Annotated in this window: 18 protein-coding genes; 11 read left to right on the top strand and 7 right to left on the bottom strand. The window is 58.5% G+C overall.

Going from position 1 to position 19,080, the window contains the following annotated elements; genetic code table 11:
- The first annotated feature begins 26 nt into the window (after positions 1 to 26).
- Positions 27 to 503 (top strand): SsrA-binding protein SmpB, encoded by a 477-nt coding sequence (smpB, locus tag GOW04_RS17240; protein WP_152459447.1) that lies wholly within the window; start codon positions 27 to 29, stop codon positions 501 to 503.
- Here the strand turns inward: smpB and glpK are convergent.
- The 3 genes from glpK to panB all read right to left on the bottom strand — a co-directional run bounded on the left by glpK (position 500) and on the right by panB (position 3,735).
- Entirely contained in the window at positions 500 to 1,978 is a 1,479-nt protein-coding gene (gene glpK, locus GOW04_RS17245) for a glycerol kinase GlpK (RefSeq protein ID WP_171233406.1), read from the bottom strand. The two genes, smpB and glpK, sit on opposite strands and share 4 nt — an antisense overlap.
- Positions 1,979 to 2,047: 69 nt before the next feature.
- Complete coding sequence (gene panC, locus GOW04_RS17250) at positions 2,048 to 2,899, bottom strand: pantoate--beta-alanine ligase (protein ID WP_171233407.1); 852 nt, start codon at positions 2,897 to 2,899, stop codon at positions 2,048 to 2,050.
- Complete coding sequence (panB, locus tag GOW04_RS17255; RefSeq protein WP_171233408.1) at positions 2,896 to 3,735, bottom strand: 3-methyl-2-oxobutanoate hydroxymethyltransferase; 840 nt, start codon at positions 3,733 to 3,735, stop codon at positions 2,896 to 2,898. Before panB ends, panC begins: the two co-directional genes overlap by 4 nt.
- A 169-nt stretch (positions 3,736 to 3,904) precedes the next feature.
- On the opposite strand from panB, the gene GOW04_RS17260 reads away from it, so the two are divergent.
- From GOW04_RS17260 to GOW04_RS17285, 6 genes are all read left to right on the top strand, one after another.
- On the top strand, positions 3,905 to 5,392 hold the full coding sequence (locus GOW04_RS17260) for an ABC transporter substrate-binding protein (RefSeq protein WP_171233409.1): 1,488 nt from the start codon (positions 3,905 to 3,907) through the stop codon (positions 5,390 to 5,392).
- A gap of 110 nt (positions 5,393 to 5,502) precedes the next feature.
- A complete protein-coding gene (locus GOW04_RS17265) occupies positions 5,503 to 6,525 on the top strand; it encodes a hypothetical protein (RefSeq protein ID WP_371814416.1) in 1,023 nt (340 codons plus the stop codon).
- A 40-nt stretch (positions 6,526 to 6,565) separates the two neighbouring features.
- Complete coding sequence (locus GOW04_RS17270; RefSeq protein ID WP_171233411.1) at positions 6,566 to 7,513, top strand: ABC transporter permease; 948 nt, start codon at positions 6,566 to 6,568, stop codon at positions 7,511 to 7,513.
- Complete coding sequence (locus GOW04_RS17275) at positions 7,510 to 8,325, top strand: ABC transporter permease (RefSeq protein WP_171206687.1); 816 nt, start codon at positions 7,510 to 7,512, stop codon at positions 8,323 to 8,325. The genes GOW04_RS17270 and GOW04_RS17275 overlap by 4 nt, the downstream gene beginning before the upstream one ends.
- A complete protein-coding gene (locus tag GOW04_RS17280) occupies positions 8,322 to 9,920 on the top strand; it encodes an ABC transporter ATP-binding protein (protein ID WP_171233412.1) in 1,599 nt (532 codons plus the stop codon). Before GOW04_RS17275 ends, GOW04_RS17280 begins: the two co-directional genes overlap by 4 nt.
- A 34-nt stretch (positions 9,921 to 9,954) precedes the next feature.
- A complete protein-coding gene (locus GOW04_RS17285; protein WP_171233413.1) occupies positions 9,955 to 11,406 on the top strand; it encodes an aldehyde dehydrogenase family protein in 1,452 nt (483 codons plus the stop codon).
- Positions 11,407 to 11,422: 16 nt separating this feature from the next.
- Here the strand turns inward: GOW04_RS17285 and GOW04_RS17290 are convergent, their stop codons facing one another.
- Positions 11,423 to 12,583, bottom strand: coding sequence for a hypothetical protein (locus tag GOW04_RS17290; RefSeq protein WP_171172071.1), 1,161 nt, complete (start codon positions 12,581 to 12,583; stop codon positions 11,423 to 11,425).
- A gap of 87 nt (positions 12,584 to 12,670) precedes the next feature.
- Complete coding sequence (pncB, locus tag GOW04_RS17295) at positions 12,671 to 13,963, bottom strand: nicotinate phosphoribosyltransferase (protein ID WP_171233414.1); 1,293 nt, start codon at positions 13,961 to 13,963, stop codon at positions 12,671 to 12,673.
- Positions 13,964 to 14,127: 164 nt separating this feature from the next.
- On the opposite strand from pncB, the gene GOW04_RS17300 reads away from it, so the two are divergent.
- Positions 14,128 to 14,658 (top strand): hypothetical protein, encoded by a 531-nt coding sequence (locus GOW04_RS17300; RefSeq protein ID WP_152459436.1) that lies wholly within the window; start codon positions 14,128 to 14,130, stop codon positions 14,656 to 14,658.
- On the opposite strand, the gene pncA is transcribed toward GOW04_RS17300, so the two are convergent.
- Positions 14,655 to 15,248: a bifunctional nicotinamidase/pyrazinamidase gene (gene pncA / locus GOW04_RS17305; RefSeq protein WP_171233415.1), complete on the bottom strand. Its 594-nt coding sequence runs from the start codon at positions 15,246 to 15,248 to the stop codon at positions 14,655 to 14,657. The genes GOW04_RS17300 and pncA overlap by 4 nt on opposite strands.
- A gap of 96 nt (positions 15,249 to 15,344) precedes the next feature.
- Between pncA and GOW04_RS17310 the strand changes: the two genes are divergently transcribed.
- Together GOW04_RS17310 and GOW04_RS17315 are read left to right on the top strand one after the other, a co-directional pair.
- Positions 15,345 to 16,250 (top strand): rhodanese-related sulfurtransferase, encoded by a 906-nt coding sequence (locus tag GOW04_RS17310; RefSeq protein ID WP_171233416.1) that lies wholly within the window; start codon positions 15,345 to 15,347, stop codon positions 16,248 to 16,250.
- A gap of 65 nt (positions 16,251 to 16,315) precedes the next feature.
- The gene (locus GOW04_RS17315; protein WP_152459433.1) at positions 16,316 to 16,825 is read left to right on the top strand and encodes a potassium channel family protein; all 510 of its coding nucleotides are present in this window, start codon (positions 16,316 to 16,318) and stop codon (positions 16,823 to 16,825) included.
- Positions 16,826 to 16,832: 7 nt separating this feature from the next.
- Here GOW04_RS17315 and GOW04_RS17320 read toward each other — a convergent pair whose 3' ends face one another.
- Positions 16,833 to 17,162, bottom strand: a complete 330-nt coding sequence (locus tag GOW04_RS17320) for a hypothetical protein (RefSeq protein ID WP_152459432.1) — start codon at positions 17,160 to 17,162, stop codon at positions 16,833 to 16,835.
- 187 nt (positions 17,163 to 17,349) lie between these two features.
- On the opposite strand from GOW04_RS17320, the gene betB reads away from it, so the two are divergent.
- Positions 17,350 to 18,804, top strand: a complete 1,455-nt coding sequence (gene betB, locus GOW04_RS17325) for a betaine-aldehyde dehydrogenase (protein ID WP_171233417.1) — start codon at positions 17,350 to 17,352, stop codon at positions 18,802 to 18,804.
- Positions 18,805 to 19,080 lie beyond the last annotated feature (276 nt).

Consider the following 19,080-nt stretch of genomic DNA (forward strand, 5'->3'; position numbering starts at 1 on the left):
GCGCAAGCCGCCTAAATCAACGCGTCATGGCCAAGCAGAAGACAGACCCGAATTACAAAGTGATCGCCGAAAACCGGCGCGCCCGCTTCGATTATGCCATCGAGGACGACATCGAATGCGGTATCGTTCTGCAAGGATCCGAGGTCAAATCCCTGCGCGCGGGTGGCTCCAACATCGCGGAAAGCTATGCCACCGTCGATGATGGCGAGCTGTGGCTGGTCAACAGCTATATCGCGCCATACGAGCAGGCCAAAGTGTTCAAGCACGAAGAACGCCGCCGTCGCAAGCTGCTGGTGTCCCGCAAACAGATGTCCGATTTGTGGAATGCAACCCAGCGCAAGGGCATGACGCTGGTGCCGCTGGTTTTGTATTTCAACCACAAGGGGTTGGCCAAGATCAAGATCGGCATCGCCAAGGGTAAGAAAACCCATGACAAGCGCGAAACCCAGGCCAAGCGGGATTGGTCACGGCAGAAACAGCGTTTGTTGAAAGACCACAGCTAGAACGCCATCGCAGCCTGTACCGCACGTTGCCAACGCTCATAAGCCGCATCGCGTTCGGCTTGTTCCTGCGTTGGTTCGAACCGGCGATCCAGCGCCCATGTTTCCGCAAACCCGGCCTGATCCGGATAAATTCCGGCTTTCATGCCTGCCAGCCATGCGGCGCCCAGGGCTGTCGTCTCTTGCATGACAGGGCGGTCCACAGGCGCGCCAAGACAGTTCGACAGGCCTTGCATGGTCCAGTCAGACGCGGCCATCCCGCCATCGACGCGCAGGATGACATCGGCATCGGCGCCCCAGTCGCCCTGCATGGCATGCCACAGGTCGCGGGTCTGGAAGGCGATGCTTTCCAGCGTGGCGCGGGCAATCTCGGCCCGGCCGGAATTGCGCGTCAGCCCGAACAGCGCTCCGCGACAGTCAGGTTTCCAATAAGGCGCCCCGAGGCCGGTGAAGGCGGGCACAAGCACCACATGCTGGTTCGGATCGGCCTGAGCCGCCAGTTCGCCGCTTTGTGGCGCCGCATCAATGATCTGCAACGCGTCGCGCAGCCATTGCACTGCGGCCCCCGCTATAAAGATCGAACCCTCCAGCGCATAAGTTCGTCGGCCGTCCAGTTGATACGCGATCGTCGTCAGCAGGCGGTTTTTCGACTGAACCGGCTGCGCGCCGGTGTTCAGCAGCGCAAAGCAACCCGTGCCATAGGTTGATTTCATCATACCGGGCTGGAAACAGGCCTGCCCGATCGTGGCGGCTTGCTGGTCGCCAGCAACGCCCAGAATGGGAACGTCGCCCCCGAGCAAAGTGGTGGTTCCGAAATCCGCGGCGCAATCCTTCACTTCGGGCAAAAGGTTCAGGGGCACATCCAGCAGGTCGCAAATCTCGGCGCTCCACGTGCCCGAGTGAATATCGAACAGCAGGGTACGGGCGGCGTTGGTGGCATCGGTTGCATGAACACGGCCTTCGGTCAGCCGCCAGATCAGGAAACTGTCGATCGTGCCGAACAGCAGGTCTCCGGCTTCTGCGCGTTCGCGGGCGCCCGAAACGGTATCCAGCAGCCATTTGACCTTGGTGCCCGAGAAATAAGGATCTAGCAGCAGACCGGTCTGAGCTGTGACGTCATCCTCGCACCCGGCCTGTTTGTAGCGCGCGCAGATATCGGCGGTGCGGCGGTCTTGCCAGACGATGGCATTGTGGATGGCCTTGCCGGTCTGTTTGTCCCAGACGACCGTCGTTTCGCGCTGGTTGGTGATGCCGATACCGGCAATCTGATCCGCTGAAACGCCGGTGGTTTCCATCACCTCACGGCACACGTGCAGAACGCTGGACCAGATATCCTCGGGGTCGTGTTCAACCCAGCCTTCCTGCGGGAAGTGCTGGGGAAATTCCTGCTGGGCAGTGCCGACAGGCCGCATCTGCGCGTCAAACAGAATGGCGCGCGAAGACGTAGTGCCTTGATCGATTGCCAGAATATGGGTCATGTCCGCTCTCCCCCGGTATCGTTTTGCCGGACTTTAGCGCAAACAATGGCGAAGGGGCCAGTGCAGAAATCAGGCCGGATTGACAGGGATATTGTCGATCAGGCGGACACCGTCGGCCCAGGCTGTGACGAACAGGCGGGCGGGTCGACTTGCGCTGGACAGGCTTTCCAGCGTCTCGGCACAGCGCAGGTCGACATACTCGACTTCGGTGAACCCGACCTTCAGCAGGGTTTTCTTGGCATCCTGCGCCAGTTTGGCAAAGCCTGCTCCCTTAGCCAGATCGTCGGCCACCTGTTGCATGACGCCGTTCATTTGTTCTGCGACCTTCAACCCTTGGGGGGAAAGAAGAAGATTGCGCGACGACATCGCCAGGCCCGAAGGTTCTCGGACGGTCGGGCAGCCGATCACCTCGATTGGGATGTTCAGATCGCGCGCCATCCGGCGGACAACCAGCAGCTGTTGATAGTCTTTTTCACCGAAATAGGCTCGATCTGCCTGTGTTTGCAGGAACAGCTTGGCGACCACCGTGGCCACGCCTTCGAAATGTCCGGGGCGGAAAGGTCCTTCCATCACGTCGGTCAGACCGGCAACCGATACCGTCGTCGAAAAACCTTCCGGATAGATTTCCTGCGGGTCCGGCACATAGATCGCATCCACGCCATACGGGGCCAGCTTTTGGGCGTCTTCATGTTCGGTGCGGGGGTAATTTGCCAAGTCTTCGGGATTGTTGAACTGCTTGGGGTTCACAAAAATCGTCACGATCACCCGGTCGCAGCCCTGTTTCGCAGCCTGCGCCAGTGACAAATGCCCCTCGTGCAGCGCACCCATGGTCGGAACCACGCCGATCACCTCACCGTTTCGGTGCCATGTGGTGGTTTTGGCACGCAGCTCGGTCAGAGAGCGCAGAATCGGTGCGGTCATGTCTTTTGTCCTTTGGCCGGAGCCTGATCGGCAAAGACATGTTCGTCCGCCGGGAAGGTCCGCGCGCGGACTTCGGCCGCGTATTCCGCAATGGCCACTTCGGCCAACGGACCAAGCTCGGCATAGCGTTTGACGAATTTGGGTTTGAAGGCGGTGAAAAAGCCCACCATGTCGTCCACGACCAAAATCTGCCCGTCACAGCCCGCAGATGCACCGATGCCGATGGTCGGGATCGCAATCTCTTCGGTGATCTGGTTGGCCAGACCTTGGGGCACTTTCTCCAGAACGACCGAGAACGCGCCAGCCTCGGTTACGGCGCGGGCGTCTGCCATGACGGCTTCAGCCTGCTCGTCCCGGCCCTGCACCTTGTAGCCGCCCAGCGTATTGATCGACTGCGGCGTCAGTCCGATATGAGCCATCACCGGAATGCCTCGTTTCACCAGAAAGCGGATGGTTTCAGCCATCTCCACACCGCCTTCCAGTTTGACCGCGCCGGCATTTGTGTGCGCCATCAGGCGTGCGGCGTTGCGAAAGGCCTGTGCCGGGCTCTCCTCATAGCTTCCGAAAGGCATGTCGATGACCATCATCGCACTTTCCAGACCGCGTGATACGGCCTGACCATGCAGGATCATCATCTCCATCGTGACCCCCAGCGTGGATTCCAGCCCGTGCAGCACCATGCCGACGCTGTCACCGACCAGCACGAAATCGCAATGGGCGTCCATCAGGCGCGCCATTGGCGTGGTATAGGCGGTCAAAGAGACCAGAGGTTCGCCGCCTTTTCGGGCGCGAATGTCCTCGGCGTTCGGGGCTTTCTTGCGGGCGGTGGCGCTCATGGATCGCTCCTGCAGTATTATGTTGCAGTGCGGCATAGCAGATCGGGAGGGGCCGAAGAAACCCCGGTTGCGCGAACATTCCCTTGATTGACCTGAGGTTTACAGGAAGACTGTCAGTAAAATGGCCCTGAAAACAAGAGCACAACCCGTTTCAGTAGGGAGAGTTCACATGACAAAATTCCTGTTCCGGACATTTGCATCGACCCTGGCCGTAGGGGCCAGCCTGCTTGCCACGCAGGTTTTGGCCAAGTCGGACATCACCATTGCGATGCAGCTTGAGCCTCCGCATCTGGACCCGACAAGCGCCGCGGCGCAAGCCATCGACTCGGTGGTTTACACCAATATCTTCGAAGGCCTGACACGTTTCATGGGCGACGGCTCGGTCGTGCCCGGATTGGCGGAAAGCTGGGAGATTTCCGAAGACGGGACGGTCTATACCTTTAACCTGCATGACGGGGTGACCTTCCATGATGGCACCACCATGGACGCCGAGGATGTCAAATTCAGCCTTGACCGCGCAACCGCGGAAGACAGCGCCAACGCGCAGAAGGCCCTGTTTGCCGGTATCGAAACCGTCGAGGTCGTCGACCCGCTGACCGTGAAGGTTACCCTGTCAGAACCGAACGGAAATTTCCTGTTCAACCTGGCCTGGGGGGATGCGGTCATCGTCGCGCCGGAAAGCATAGACAACATCAAGACCAACCCGGTTGGTACCGGTGCCTATACCTTTGGAAACTGGGTGCAGGGCGACAGTATCACGCTGAACCGAAACCCCGATTACTGGGGCGAACAGCCCGAATTAGAGACTGCGACGTTCAAGTTCATCTCGGACCCGACCGCCGCTTTTGCCGCCATGATGGCCGAGGATGTCGACGTGTTTGACAACTTCCCGGCGCCGGAAAACCTGCCCCAGTTCGAGGCCGACCCGCGCTTTCAGGTCCTTGTGGGGTCGACCGAAGGTGAGACGATCCTGTCTACCAACAACAAGCAACCTCCGTTTGATGATATCCTTGTTCGTCAGGCATTGGCCCATGCCATTGACCGGCAGGCGATCATCGACGGCGCAATGTTTGGCTATGGCACGCCGATCGGAACCCACTTTGCGCCGCACAATCCGGCTTACGTCGATCTGACCGCGCAATCCGCTTACGACCCCGAAAAAGCCAGAGAGTTGCTAGCAGAGGCCGGATTCGAAAATGGGTTCGAGACCACATTGCATTTGCCCCCGCCGTCTTATGCCCGTCGTGGGGGCGAAATCATAGCGGCGCAGCTGGCCGAGGTCGGCATCACGGCCGAGATCATCAATGTGGAATGGGCCCAATGGCTGGAATCCGTGTTCAAGGGCAAGGAATTCGGTCTGACCATCGTCAGCCATACCGAGCCTATGGATATCGGTATTTATGCGCGGCCTGATTATTACTTTCAGTATGACAGCACGGATTTTCAGGCGCTGATGGACACTCTGAACACCACCACCGACCCCGAAGAACGCACCCGTTTGCTGGGTGAGGCGCAGCGCCTGATCGCAAGCGACTATGTCAATGGCTACCTGTTCCAGTTGGCCAAACTGGGCGTTGCGAAAGTCGGCGTTCAGGGCCTTTGGGAGAACGCGCCCACCGCTGCAATCGATCTGACTCAGATCAGCTGGTCCGAGTAATGTTACAGCCCGGGCCGCGCCGGGCGGCCCGGGCCTTCCATTGTGTCAGGGTGTTCTCAAGTATGTTCTTGCTCCGTGCCATTCCCGTCTTGGTTTTAGGTTTTTTCCTGGTGTTCGGTTCTTCTGTCGCGGCCACGGCGCAGAATGTGTTGGGGGGCCGGCTGGATGCCCTGCCCGGAACGCCCGAGAATCCGTTGAACGTTGGGATTGGCATTCGCATCGACCAGATCACCGGTGTTGATCAAAAGGCTGAAAACTATGGCGCGGTTGTGGTCTTGCGGGTGGAATGGACCGATCCGGCGCTGGCGTTTGATCCCGAGGAACTGGGGAGGGATATCAGGGTCTTCAACCCGCCCGACCTTGCCAATCATGCGGCAAGTATCGGGTCCGTTCTGCCGGCTTTTGTCATTCACAATCAGCAGTCCAACAAGTGGATCCACGAATCCGCCGCATCCCTGCGTTACGACGGGCGGGTGCTGTATGTCGAAAAATCGTCTCTTACACTCCAGGCGCCTCATTTCGATTTCCGGAAATACCCGTTCGACACGCAGGAGTTTCATTTCGAGGTCGTTTCGGTCTTTCCCTCTGAATACGTCACTTACCATCCGTTGAACGAATTCTCGGGCCTCGGAGATCAGCTGGGCGAAGAAGAATGGATTCTGAACAATGCACGGTTGGAAACATCCAGGGTCTCGGGTCTATCCGGCAAAGAAAGCGATCAGGTCGCGCTTGTTTTTGAGGGCAATCGACATCTGACCTATTACGTCATTCGGGTTTTCCTGCCGATGCTTGTCTTGATCTCGGTCGGCTGGGCGCTGTTTTTTCTGGATGAATACCGCCGGAGGATCGAGATTGCGGGCGGCAACCTGCTGGTCTTCGTCGCGTTCAACTGGGCAATATCCGCAGATCTGCCCAAGCTGGGTTATCTGACTTTTCTGGATTTTGTCCTTCAGTGTATGTTCCTGATGACCGGGGCGCTGATCGTGTTCAACGTCGCGCTGCGACGATTGAAAGTGTCCGGCAAGGAGGGGGCGGCGCGCACTTTGGACAATTATGCGATCAAGTGGATCTATCCACTGGGCTATGCCGCGATCGTTGCCTATGCGGTTTCCGCTTTCCTTCTGGTGCCTTAGACGCTGGACCCGTGCCTGATGTGACCCTAACGTGGTGCCAATGCTCCGCTACGTCCTCAAACGACTGATTTCCTTGCTTGTCAGCCTGGCCGTCGCCTCGGTGGTCATCTTCGCCGTGATCGAGGTTGCCCCGGGTGATCCGGCGTCGTTCATGCTGGGCGTCAACGCGCAGGAGGACACGCTGGCCGCGTTGCGGGCCGAGCTGGGTTTGGATGCGTCCAGGATACAGCGGTACTTCAATTGGGTGGGCGGCATGCTGGAGGGCGATTTCGGCACCTCGTACACCTACCGCACGCCAGTGTCGCAGATGATCGCGGACCGGCTGTGGGTGTCGTTGCCCCTGGCGCTCTACGCGCTGACACTGTCCACGTTGATCGCCTTTCCCGCCGGAATCTATGCCGCTGCGCGTCGGGGCAAGCCGGGGGACCTTGCAGTGATGGGGGCGACGCAGCTTGGGATTGCTGTGCCCAATTTCTGGTTTGCAATGATGCTTGTGCTGATCTTCGCCATCAACCTGCGCTGGTTCAATGCGGGCGGGTTTGCCGGTTGGAACGGCGGGCTCTGGGCCGGCCTGCATTCCCTGACCCTGCCTGCCGTGGCTCTTGCCTTGCCACAGGCGGCGATTCTGGCGCGCGTCATGCGGTCGGCCTTGCTGGACATTCTGGGTGAGGATTTCATGCGTACGGCTCGGGCCAAGGGTCTGTCCCGTCGTCAGACCCTTTGGCGGCATGGGGTGCGAAATGCGCTGATTCCGGTGCTGACCATCATCGGCTTGCAGTTTTCCTTCCTGCTGGCGGGATCGATCATCATCGAACAGGTGTTCTATCTGCCGGGCCTCGGGCGGCTGGTGTTTCAGGCCATTTCTGCCCGAGACCTCATCGTCGTGGAATCGGTCGTGATGCTGCTGGTCTTTGCTGTGATAACGGTCAATTTCCTTGTCGATCTTGCTTATGCGGCCGTGGACCCACGACTGAGGAGCAGGACATGAACCGGAACCTGATCCTTGGGGCCTTGTTGTCGTCGCTGGTGGTTCTGGCCGCGTTGGTCTCGTTCATCTGGACCCCCTACGACCATGCCGCGCTGGACATTCCCAATAAATTGCAGCCACCAAACGGGCAGCATTGGTTTGGGACCGATCATTTCGGCCGCGACATGTTCTCGATGATCATGGTCGGTGCGCGTACGTCAATTGCGGTGGCGCTGGTGGCCGTCGGCATCGGCATGGCAATCGGCGTTCCTCTTGGACTGGCGGCGGCCGCGCGCAAAGGCTCATGGCTGGATGAGGTCATCATGCGTGGCAACGATCTGGTCTTCGCTTTCCCTTCGTTGGTGATCGCCATCCTGATCACGGCCGTCTATGGCGCCGGAGCGATCAACGCCATTGTTGCGATCGGCATTTTCAACATCCCCGTCTTTGCCCGTATCACCCGCGGGGCTGCTTTGTCGCTTTGGGAGAGAGAGTTCATCCTCGCCGCCCGTGTGTCGGGCAAAGGGGCCGCGCGGATATCGGCTGAACATATTCTGCCCAACGTGGCCAATCTGCTGATCGTGCAGGGGACCATCCAGTTCAGCCTTGGCATTCTGGCCGAAGCGGGCCTATCATATGTCGGTCTGGGCGCTCAACCTCCAACGCCCAGCTGGGGCCGGATGCTGGCAGACGCGCAGACGATGGTCAGTTTTGCCCCGCATTTGGCTCTGATTCCGGGTCTGTCGATCATCGTCACGGTGCTGGGTCTGAACCTGTTGGGTGACGGAATGCGGGACTGGCTGGATCCCCGGATCAGGGTGGCGCGGGCATGAGTTTGTTGCAGATTGAAAACCTGTCGCTGACGATCCACGGGATACCGATTCTGAAACAGGTCAGCTTGTCTATCGACCCCGGCCAGATCGTGGCGGTGACAGGTGAAAGCGGCTCGGGCAAATCGATGACCGCATTGGCGGTGATGCAACTGCTGCCGCGTGGGGCCAGCACGGAAGGTGCGATCTGGCTGGACGGTCAGGATCTGTTGACACGGTCAGAGCCCGATTTGTGCGCCTTGCGCGGCGCGTCCGTGGGGATGGTGTTTCAGGAACCGATGACAGCGCTCAATCCGGTGAAAACCATCGGTGATCAGGTGATGGAGACGATCCTGATCCACAAGGCGATGCCCCCGACCCAGGCCCGAACATGCGCCAAAGAGGTGCTGACCCGCGTCGGTTTGCCGCCTGATCGGTTCCCCCTTTCCCGCTATCCGCACGAACTGTCCGGCGGGCAACGGCAACGCGTGGTCATTGCCATGGCCATCGCTCTGCGCCCCAGGCTGCTGATCGCGGACGAGCCGACGACAGCGCTGGACGTCACGACACAGGCGCAGATTCTCGACCTGCTCAAGGGGCTGGTGCGCGAATACGACATGGGGCTGCTTATGATCACCCATGATCTGGCTGTTGTCTCTGACATGGCCGACCAGATCATCGTCATGCGCCACGGAGAAGTGGTTGAAAGCGGGGCCACACAGCACCTGCTGCATCACATGCAACACCCTTATACCCGAATGCTGTTCGAGGCGTCTGGTCATCAGGTCACTTTGGCGGAACCCGCGCACCCGCAAACGTTGCTGGAGGTAACCCAGGTTGTCCGGGACTACCGATTGCCCCGAAAAGGCCTGTTGGACGCGCCGCGCCATCACCGGGCGGTGGATGGTGTCAGCTTCTGCCTCAACCGAGGCGAGCGGTTGGGGCTGGTCGGGGAATCCGGATGCGGAAAATCGACCCTGACACGGGCAATTTTGGGCTTGGAGGAGGTTCAGTCCGGTCAAATCCAGCTGGGTGGTCAGCCGGTATTCACGGGTCACAAACCCAACCTTGCCGTGCGTCGGAGGATGCAGGTTGTGTTTCAGGACCCATATGGCAGCTTCAACCCCCGCCACCGCGTCGCGCGCCTGATCACCGAGCCTTTCCACCTGCTGGACACCCCGCCCACCGGATCAGATCGACAGGATCGGATCTCGGAAATACTGACGGCCGTCGGCCTCGGCCCCGACGACGCGGGCAAGTACATCCACGAATTCTCGGGCGGGCAACGGCAACGGATCGCCATTGCGCGCGCCCTGATCATCCGGCCCGATCTGATCCTGTTCGACGAGGCGGTTTCGGCGCTTGACGTTTCGGTCCGTGCTCAGATCCTCGATCTGCTCGCTGAACTGTGCGACGCCTATGACCTGACCTATCTGTTCATCAGCCATGACCTGAGCGTTGTCCGCACGATCACGGACCGTGTGCTTGTGATGCAGTCCGGGCGGATCGTCGAACAGGGTCAGACCAAGCAGGTGTTCGAAGATCCGCAACATCCCTATACGCAAACCCTGATTGCCGCTGCGCCCCGGTTGCCCGAGATAAGGCCACTGATGGCATAAAGTTCCCTGTTAGAGCCTGATTGGAGGCCCCAAAATGACCCAGAAGATTTGGTTTGATCCCACCTTGTGCCTGATCGGCGGGCGCTGGAGCCAGGCGGCTGCGGGCGGAAGTCTGCCCTTGATCAACCCTTCGGACGGGACCGAGGTCTGCCGGATCGCCCGAGGGTCCGAGGCGGATATCGACGCGGCGGTACAAGCCGCCCGTTCTGCGTTGAATGGTGATTGGGGGCGAAAGACGGCGTTGGAACGCGGCCGCATCCTGACCCGGCTGGGCCAGCTGGTGCTGGAACGGGTGGACGACCTGGCGCGGCTTGAGGCGATGGATGTCGGCAAACCGCTGACACAGGCCCGGGCAGACGCGGTCGCCCTGGCGCGCTATTGCGAGTTCTACGGCGGCGCGGCGGATAAGGTGATGGGTGAGACCATTCCCTATCTCGATGGCTACACCGTCTATACCCTGCGCGAACCACATGGGGTGACGGGCCATATCGTGCCCTGGAACTATCCGATGCAGATTATCGGGCGTTCCGTCGGGGCGGCGTTGGCCATGGGCAACGCCTGTGTTCTGAAACCGGCGGAAGAGGCCTGTTTGACCGCGTTGGCCTTTGCCCATCTTGCGCAACAAGCCGGGCTGCCGGCCGGTGCTTTGAATGTCGTGCCCGGTCTGGGGGCCGAGGCGGGTGCGGCGCTGTCCGGACATTCGGGTGTAAACCACATCTCGTTCACCGGTTCTGTTGCCACAGGGGCCCTTGTGCAGCAGGCGGCGGGACGCAACGTGGTGCCCGTGACGCTGGAACTGGGCGGGAAATCCCCGCAATTGGTTTTTGACGACGCCGATCTGGATGCGGCGCTGCCGTTTCTGGTGAATGCGGGTATCCAAAATGCGGGCCAGACCTGTTCGGCCTCGTCCCGGATCCTGGTGCAGCGGGGCGTTTATGAGCAGGTCAGATCGCGCATGTCCAAGGCCTATGAAGAACTGACCGTCGGCCCGGCGATGCAGGATCTGCGGGTTGGGCCGTTGATCTCGGACCGGCAGAGACAGATTGTCAGGTGCTTTCTGAAAACCGCCACTGACCTGACGATCGCTGCGCAGGGACAGATTGTCGAAGACGCGCCAGAGACCGGAGCCTATGTCCGGCCCACTTTGTTCGCAGACGTGCCGCCAGATCATCAGTTGGCACAGGACGAAATTTTCGGCCCCGTCCAGGTTCTGATCCCGTTCGACACCGAAGAACAGGCTCTGACCATAGCGAATAGTACAGAGTACGGCCTGGTCGCCAGCGTCTGGACGAGGGATGGCGCGCGGCAGATGCGGTTGGCGAAAGCGCTGCACTCGGGTCAGGTTTTCATCAACAATTACGGTGCAGGCGGTGGTGTTGAACTGCCGTTTGGCGGGGTGGGAAAATCCGGCCATGGCCGCGAAAAAGGGTTCGAAGCTTTGTACGGCTTTTCACAGTTGAAGACAGTTGCCGCGTTTCACGGATAACATTTCCCCAGGCAATTCAGATCAGCTTTGCTTCCAATGTATGATTGCCCCAAATCTGTGATGTCCGCGTGGCAGAATGCCCACTGAACCAACCTCCGACGACCTCGTCGGCAACGTTGGCACTGGCGGGGAACTTTTGTCTTCCGCCATCTGCCAGGATCACCAGGTCAAACCAGACCCGAACAGAATACGGCACATTGATCCGGCCTGAATTCAGGTTGTACTTGTGCCAGTGTACCGGGCAGCTCAAGAAAACGACCTTGTTGAAATGTGCCCCCATCTCGGCGGCTTTCATGACGACATTGCAGCCGTGGCTGTGGGCAACCACATCGCAGCCGTGATAAGCCTCAAGATCTATCCAGTTTTTCAAGTGTTTGGCAGCAATATGTCGGCCGCGGTCGGACCACCGGCCCTCCCATTCATAGTAGTTCTGCCCTGAAAAGATGTCGTTGCGATGCGGCCTGATGTAATTGTGCAGATCTCCGACATGGGGATAGTACCATGTAGGGTCGGGATTGACTTCGAAGTGAGTGCCATGAACCAGAAGCAACCCCGGCGCACCGGCTTTCTGTTGCGCGGGCGCCGGTGGAACCTTCGAACCCGGCGGGTCTGAAATCAGAGCGGACGACAGCACAGTAAGCAAATCTTGCGAGAGCGGCTCCAACTGCGCCCAACGTGCCATAAACACACCAAGCCAAAGACGTGGCGGAAAAGATTCCGGCGAATACAGTTTGAGGCACGAACTCAGTGCGGCAAGAGCAACAATTGAATCAGGGGCCGCCAGCCCAAGCTTCAAAGCAGCGTCAATATGTTCGACGCTCGGCTGTTCTTCTGCTGCTCTGATCGCCTCGAACAAACGTTGGTAATACCCCTCAGGCTCTGGCGAAGTAAGCAGGTCAACGGGCCTTGGATCGCCGGGGCCATCAAAGAAACGCATATATTCGTGGGCGGATATTTGGCGGTCGTCAATTGGCCGGAATCCGAGCATGACAAGCTGTTTGGACAGAACGGCATCGTCGGTTTCTTCCCAATCGCGGCCCAACAGTAAAAGGTCGCTGTCATCGCCTTCGGCTTGCAGAAACTGCGCGCGGGATATCAGGTATGCGGCGTAGGAAAAAAGTGAAAGCTCATCCCGGGATCCCCCGGTATCGTAGAAGTTCCTTGGTTCAAAAATCATTGTATCTCAACCTTAATGCTCAATGGGAATGCCTTCCAAAATAGCATCAGGTGAGTTGCCGATAAATGATGAATGCGCCGCCGTGGTTCAGACGATCACCTCGATCGCCTTTTGCGCTCCGACGCCGAACACCCGCTTGTAGCGTTCGATCTGGTCTTTCGGACCCATCGCCTTTTCCGGGTTGTCCGACAGTTTCACCGTCGGGCGGCCATTGGCGGATACCGCTTTGCAGACCAATGAGAACGGCGCCAGCGCGTCATTGGGAACAAGCCCGCGAAAATCGTTGGTCAGCAAGGTTCCCCAACCGAAGGAAATATTGGCGCGGCCCGCGAACTGGGCGTGCAATTCCTGAATTTTCTCGACATCCAGACCGTCAGAGAAGATGATCCGTTTCCCTGTCGGGTCTTCGCCGCGTGCGTTCCACCAGTCTATTGCGACCTCGGCCGCTGCTGCCGGGTCTCCGCTGTCGATGCGAATGCCGGTCCATCCCGCCAACCAGTCAGGAGCATTGTCCAGAAACCCCTTGGTGCCATAGGTGTCGGGCAGGATGATGCGCAGGTTGCCGTCATGCTCGTCATGCCAGTCGCTGAGCACGTCATAAGGCGCCTGCGCCAACGCTTCATCCGTATCGGCCAGCGCGGAATAGACCATGGGCAGTTCATGCGCATTGGTGCCGATGGCCTCGACTTCGCGTCGCATGGCGATCAGGCAGTTCGAAGTTCCGGTAAAGGATGCGCCCAGCCCTTCGATCATCGCCTGCACGCACCAATCCTGCCACAGGAAGGAATGCCGCCGTCTGGTGCCGAAATCCGCGATCCCAAGCCCGTTTATCGAGCTCAACTTTTCGATCTTTTCCCAAACCCGGGTCATCGCGCGGGCGTAAAGCACCTGCAATTCGAACCGGCGCATATCGTTCAGCACCGCGCGCGAGCGCAGCTCCATCAACACCGCCAGCGCGGGAATTTCCCACAACATGACCTCGTGCCACTTGCCTTCAAAGGTCAGTTCAAATTGGTCACCTTTGCGTTCAAGGTGATAGGGCGGCAGGCGCAAATTCTCGAACCACTCCATGAAGTCCGAGCGGAACATCTGCCGTTTTCCGTAGAACATGTTGCCGCGCAGCCAGGTGCTTTCCCCACGGCTGAGGCTGAGAGAGCGGATGTGATCCAGCTGTTCCCGCAGCTCTCCCTCATCGATCAAACGCGCCAGAGGTACGTGATTCGACCGGTTGATCAACGAAAACACGACATCTGTTTGAGGCTTGTTTCGAAACACTGACTGGCACATCAGCAGTTTGTAGAAATCAGTATCGATCAAAGACCGTACAATCGGGTCAATCTTCCATTTGTGATTGTAGACGCGGGTCGCGATGTCGACCATGGGGAACTCCTGCGATTTCCGTAGTTAGATCAATCGACTCTGGAAATAGCAAGAGTCACTGATTTGGTGACAATGCCAGTTTGACGTCACAATACCGGCATATTGTGCATTGTTTTTACCGGTTAGTGAGAAGAGGGGATGGAAAGTCGAAACTGAGTTTGTGAATGGGTATCGAGTACGATTTTGATATTGTTAACGTAGCGCTGGAAGATCTGGACCCCGAAAAGCTGGGGTCTGCCTCTGATACGGAACGCCAGGTATGTGCGGTGTTCCGCGATATCAGAGCCGCGGACGCGTTGCGTGGAACATCGCCGAAAATCCGCAAGATTTTCATGGATGCCGGATTCAGCCTCGAGTCGCGCAACAGCGGCATCGTGCCAGGTGTTTTTCCGGCCGAGGATCATGCGGATCGGGTGCGAATTCTGCGGTCGCTGTTTGACAACATCAGGACGCGTGGAATTCAGGGTGAATATTGCGGCGATTTCAACCTTTGGGATTTCTTGCACTACGTGCGAACCGCGCAACCCATGGCTGGGATCGTACGCAGCCGACCGATGCGCGTTCCGCCACCTCCGTCAAACCAAACCAACCCGGAACGTCGCACGATACCAGGGCGCATTGGGTTCGCGCTGGGTCTGGCGGTTGTTCTGTTCGTGATGATTAAGCTTCTGGCCGCTGCAGGCGCCACACCTTAGGTCAATACGACGCCGGCATCCCGCATCGCCTGTTCGGCGGCTGCCAGCGAACCGTCCATATCAATCGCACGGCACGCGCCCATGCGGACCGTGACATCGAAACCCAACCTGGCGGCATCTACTGCGGAATAACGCACGCAGTAATCGGTGGCCAATCCCACAAGGGTCAAACGGTCGATGCCGCGTGTATCCAAATAGCCTTTCAGGCCTGTCGGTGTCTGGTGGTCATTCTCGAAGAATGCGGAATAGCTGTCGATGGCACTGCGGAACCCCTTGCGAAGGATCAGATCGCCATCCGTGCGCAATTCGGGATGAAACCCGGCGCCGCGCGTGCCCTGCACGCAGTGGTCGGGCCACAGAACCTGTGGGCCATAGGGCATGTCGACCAGGTCGAACGGGTTTTTGCCATCGTGGGAACTGGCAAACGAAGAATGCCCCGCTGGATGCCAGTCCTGAGTCAGGATCACGGCATCGAATTCATCCATCATGGCGTTTATCGGTGCGACGATCTCGTCCCCTTCTGCCACGGCCAGTGCCCCACCTGGGCAGAAGTCGTTCTGGACATCGATCACGAGCAGAGCATGGGTCATGGCGGCCTCCTTTTACCGCTCTATCGGTAGGCGGCGGCGCGCGGGGCGTCAATGCAATCCCTTGCGACTCTGGGTCTGCAAAGGTAGATCGCGCGTATGTACACAATCGCTGCCCTCTATCACTTTACACGTTTCGCGGACCCGGCCGCGTTGCGCGACCCCTTGCTGGACCTGTGCCGCGCGCAGTCTGTCACAGGTACGCTGCTGCTTGCCCAGGAAGGGATCAACGGCACGATCGCCGGCCCGCGGGCCGGAATTGACGCCGTGCTGTCACATGTCCGATCCTTGCCCGGTTGCGCTGAACTGGAGTGGAAAGAAGCGACCTCGGACCACCCGCCTTTCGGCAAGATGAAGGTGCGGCTGAAGAAAGAGATCGTGACTATGGGCCAGCCCGATGTGAACCCGCGCGCCCGTGTCGGCAACTATGTCGACCCGCAGGAGTGGAATGACCTGATCCGCTCTAACGATGTGGTTTTGATCGACACGCGAAACGATTACGAAGTGGCAATCGGGACGTTTGAAGGGGCAATAGACCCTGAAACGGCCAGTTTCCGCGATTTCCCGGAATGGTGGGAACAGAACAAGGACCGCTTTCACAACAAGCGGGTCGCCATGTTCTGCACGGGCGGTATCCGTTGCGAGAAATCCACCAACTACTTGTTGGGGCAGGGGGTCGAAGATGTCTATCACCTCAAAGGCGGTATCCTGCGGTATCTGGAGGAAATCCCCGCCGAAGACAGTTCCTGGCAGGGTGAATGCTTTGTGTTCGACAATCGCGTTTCAGTTGGCCACGGTCTTGTTGAAGGGCCGCACAAGCTTTGTCATGGCTGCCGTCGTCCAATCCTGCCCGAGGATATGAAGCGCCCGGAATACGAGCATGGCGTTTCATGCCATCAATGCATCGATGAGACGTCCGATGCTGACAAAATGCGCTTTCGCGAGCGGCAGAAGCAGATCCTGCTGGCGCGGGAACGGGGTGAGGCGCATCTGCGGCAGGATTGAATTCGGGTTGCGGGCGATGCCTTTAGGTCGGATGATTGCCCGAAGACCGGATTGAAGGGGCGTTCATGCACCGCAAACCCACGACATTGGACGAATGGAAATCGACCCTGATTGCGGCACTGGGGCTGGTCCTTGCTAGCTTCCTGGCCTGGTATGGCCTGTCCCGCCTGAGCGAGGCGGCTGCGGGCGATACGATTGGCACAGTCGCCTCGATCGGGCTGTTGATCTGGCTGGTGTCACAGTCCTGGTATTACATGACACAGGTGAAATCGCCCCGCAGGCTTCTGTTTCTGATGGGTGTTTCGTTCATACAGGTTGTTCCATTCCTGTTCGCCGCAGTTTACGGGGCCTTTGGGTATAACGACCACTGTGTCATCGGTGCGCAGGGTCCGGGGGATATCCTGTATTTTTCCTATGTCACCTTTACCACAGTCGGATATGGCGACATGTCACCGACCGGTCTGTGCCGTGGGCTCGCCGTGTCCGAGGCCGTAACGGGCTATATCCTGCTGGGTATGTTTGTTGCCGCAGCAGTTTCGCTTTATGCCCGCAACCACAATCCGGATAGACCCTAATTCGGGACTATTTGTTGTGATCGATCCAGCGCGACATCATTTTCTTGTCGCGGAAACACTCGGATGGGATCGGGCGGCGCTTGCTGCGTGAAATCCGCTCGGCAAACGCGACTTGTTTCCCCGTCGGGTAATTGTCGAACTGCGAGGTCCCGCGTGGTTTGTGGGCTGAAATCCAGTCAGACAAAAGCCGCCGGTCACGCTGTGCCTCAACCGGAATCTCAAGGGCTGACTTCTCGGCAATCGCACGCGCATACCGCATCTGCCGATCGGTGACCGGAAGCAGGTGATAGTCGTTGTTCGGCCCGTTCAGGGCTGTGGGGCGTGTTTGCTGGGTCATCGGTTTGTCCTCTGACTATGTAGAACATAAATAGAACATTAACCAAAAATTTCAAGGTTTGCGGGGTTTGACAGGCGTGAAACCGCCCCTTTGATGATTTTATTGACTGGTCAATCAATAACCGATAGGCCGATTTTCGACTGACCATTTGTCCCGTCCTGACGGGTGCGAAAGAAAAGGACACGGTATGAAGTTTCAGCCCCGGGCCAGCCATTTCATTGATGGCGAATATGTCGAAGATACAAACGGCGCGGCCATCGAAGTGATCTATCCCGCTACAGGCGAAGTGATTGCACGGTTGCATTCAGCGACGCCGGCGATCGTGGAAAAGGCTCTAAACAGCGCAAAAAACGCTCAGGCAGCATGGGCGGCCCTGTCCGGGACGGAACGTGGCCGCATCCTGCGCCGCGCCTCTGATATCATGCGCGAACGCAATTACGACCTGTCCGTTCTGGAAACCCATGATACCGGCAAGCCGATTCAGGAAACCACAGTTGCCGATGCCACCTCGGGGGCCGATGCGCTGGAGTATTTTGGTGGATTGGCAGCCTCTCTGACTGGCGAGCATATTCCGCTGGGCGGGGGGGATTTCGTCTATACCATCCGCGAGGCGCTGGGCGTGTGCGTCGGGATCGGCGCCTGGAATTACCCCACGCAGATCGCCTGCTGGAAAGGTGCACCTGCACTGGCTTGCGGCAACACGATGGTATTCAAACCTTCGGAAACCACGCCCCTTTCGGCATTGAAAGTGGCCGAAATTCTTGTCGAGGCCGGTGCACCCAAGGGTGTCTACAACGTGATCCAGGGATACGGTGATGTCGGTGCTTCGCTGGTCTCTGATCCGCGCGTGGCCAAGGTCTCTTTGACAGGTTCTGTGCCGACGGGCCGCAAGGTCTATGCTGCTGCTGCGGATGGCATGAAGCATGTGACCATGGAACTTGGCGGCAAATCCCCGATGATCGTCTTTGAGGATGCCGACATCGAAAACGCTGTTTCAGGTGCGATCCTGGGCAATTTCTACTCTTCGGGCCAGGTTTGTTCCAACGGCACCCGCGTCTTCGTTCAGAAAGGTATCAAAGAGGCATTCCTGAAACGTCTGTCGGAACGTTTGGCGCACGCGAAAATCGGCGATCCAATGGACGAGGACGTCAGCTTTGGCCCGATGGTCAGCGAGAACCAGATGAACATCGCCCTGGGCTATATCGAAAAGGGCAAAGCCGAAGGCGCAAGACTGGTTTATGGCGGTGAACGGATCGAAAGAGACGGCTATTTTGTGCAACCCACGGTTTTTGCTGACGTCACGGACAACATGACCATCGCGCGCGAGGAAATCTTTGGCCCCGTCATGTCGGTGCTGGATTTCGAGACCGAGGAAGAGGTGATGGCCCGCGCCAATGACACCGAGTTCGGTCTGGCCGCAGGTGTCTTCACGAACGATCTGACCCGGGCGCATCGAATCGTGGCCGGATTCGAAGCTGGCACTTGCTATATCAACACCTACAACCTTGCCCCGGTTGAAGCGCCGTTTGGTGGATCGAAGATGTCCGGTGTCGGGCGCGAGAACTCGAAACTGGCGATCAATCACTTCTCGGAAATGAAAACCGTCTATGTCTCGATGAATGATGTTGAGGCTCCGTACTGAATCAAGGACGGTTGTCCGCTGTTTTTGACGTCTCTGTTCCCGGTGTCTGACGCCGGGAGCAGGGGAAACGCCAGCCAGTGGTGTGCAATACTGCACTGGCAATACCTATGCCTGTCAGCGTGCCGGAAAAGGCGGGCTTGCAGAATTTGTGTCCAAAGACGTTGCCATCCCAAGCCGGTTGGCCCGGCCTGATGAGGAGACACGTCCGCGATTTCTCTGGCCACTGAACTCATTGAAGGCTTGAAGGCGCGGAACTTTTACCGCCGTATTTCGGAT

The organism is Ruegeria sp. HKCCA4812, assembly GCF_013034245.1.
Taxonomy (GTDB): Bacteria; Pseudomonadota; Alphaproteobacteria; order Rhodobacterales; family Rhodobacteraceae; genus Ruegeria.

Coding starts and splice junctions, on each gene's coding strand:
- pncA (WP_171233415.1), bottom strand. CDS start 15,248: ATGACCCATGCTCTGCTCGTGATCGATGTCCAGAACGACTTCTGCCCA.
- GOW04_RS17300 (WP_152459436.1), top strand. CDS start 14,128: ATGGGTATCGAGTACGATTTTGATATTGTTAACGTAGCGCTGGAAGAT.
- GOW04_RS17270 (WP_171233411.1), top strand. CDS start 6,566: ATGCTCCGCTACGTCCTCAAACGACTGATTTCCTTGCTTGTCAGCCTG.
- panC (WP_171233407.1), bottom strand. CDS start 2,899: ATGACCGCACCGATTCTGCGCTCTCTGACCGAGCTGCGTGCCAAAACC.
- GOW04_RS17310 (WP_171233416.1), top strand. CDS start 15,345: ATGTACACAATCGCTGCCCTCTATCACTTTACACGTTTCGCGGACCCG.
- pncB (WP_171233414.1), bottom strand. CDS start 13,963: ATGGTCGACATCGCGACCCGCGTCTACAATCACAAATGGAAGATTGAC.
- betB (WP_171233417.1), top strand. CDS start 17,350: ATGAAGTTTCAGCCCCGGGCCAGCCATTTCATTGATGGCGAATATGTC.
- GOW04_RS17275 (WP_171206687.1), top strand. CDS start 7,510: ATGAACCGGAACCTGATCCTTGGGGCCTTGTTGTCGTCGCTGGTGGTT.
- smpB (WP_152459447.1), top strand. CDS start 27: ATGGCCAAGCAGAAGACAGACCCGAATTACAAAGTGATCGCCGAAAAC.
- GOW04_RS17320 (WP_152459432.1), bottom strand. CDS start 17,162: ATGACCCAGCAAACACGCCCCACAGCCCTGAACGGGCCGAACAACGAC.
- GOW04_RS17285 (WP_171233413.1), top strand. CDS start 9,955: ATGACCCAGAAGATTTGGTTTGATCCCACCTTGTGCCTGATCGGCGGG.
- GOW04_RS17260 (WP_171233409.1), top strand. CDS start 3,905: ATGACAAAATTCCTGTTCCGGACATTTGCATCGACCCTGGCCGTAGGG.
- GOW04_RS17280 (WP_171233412.1), top strand. CDS start 8,322: ATGAGTTTGTTGCAGATTGAAAACCTGTCGCTGACGATCCACGGGATA.
- glpK (WP_171233406.1), bottom strand. CDS start 1,978: ATGACCCATATTCTGGCAATCGATCAAGGCACTACGTCTTCGCGCGCC.
- GOW04_RS17290 (WP_171172071.1), bottom strand. CDS start 12,583: ATGATTTTTGAACCAAGGAACTTCTACGATACCGGGGGATCCCGGGAT.
- GOW04_RS17315 (WP_152459433.1), top strand. CDS start 16,316: ATGCACCGCAAACCCACGACATTGGACGAATGGAAATCGACCCTGATT.
- panB (WP_171233408.1), bottom strand. CDS start 3,735: ATGAGCGCCACCGCCCGCAAGAAAGCCCCGAACGCCGAGGACATTCGC.